This is a genomic window from Streptomyces sp. SID13726, assembly GCF_010548375.1.
Taxonomy (GTDB): domain Bacteria; phylum Actinomycetota; class Actinomycetes; order Streptomycetales; family Streptomycetaceae; genus Streptomyces.
In genome coordinates this window covers 1-401 of sequence record NZ_JAAGLY010000738.1, presented here as the reverse complement: position 1 = coordinate 401, position 401 = coordinate 1, and the positions used below count along the sequence as shown (strand labels likewise).

The 401-nt window shown below is 71.6% G+C and carries 1 protein-coding gene and 1 pseudogene; both read right to left on the bottom strand.

Features of this window, described 5'->3' with window-relative positions; translation table 11 throughout:
* Positions 1-228 (bottom strand): annotated as a pseudogene (locus G3I78_RS50040) (hypothetical protein); the annotation flags it as partial.
* 29 nt (positions 229-257) lie between these two features.
* Positions 258-401: CorA family divalent cation transporter (locus tag G3I78_RS50035; RefSeq protein ID WP_275424952.1), on the bottom strand; the 144-nt coding region annotated here is incomplete at its 5' end.

Sequence of the window (401 nt, the reverse complement as noted above, 5' to 3'; positions counted from 1 at the left end):
GACCAGCGGGCCGCCCTTGTCCTTGCTGCGCACGGTCACCTCGGCGGTCCCGCCGTCCGCGAGCCCCGGGAAGGGCTGCTCCCCGGGCCCGTCGCCCAGGACGTGGGCGGCGCCGTCGACCCAGGCGTGCCACAGGGCCCGGTCGGCCCCGGAGCCGCGGACCCAGATCAGGCCGGACTTCTTGGTGGCCTCCTCGACGAGGGCCAGGTCGAGCGTGCTGAGAGTCATGCGCAACAGAGTAGGGGGTGGGACACCCCCTAGAGCCAGCCGTGGCGGCGCAGTGCGCGGTGGATCGTGAAGCAGGATCCGGCGATCGCGGCCATCACCATCGGGTAGCCGTAGCGCCAGTGGAGCTCGGGCATGTGCTCGAAGTTCATCCCGTAGACCCCGCAGACCATCGT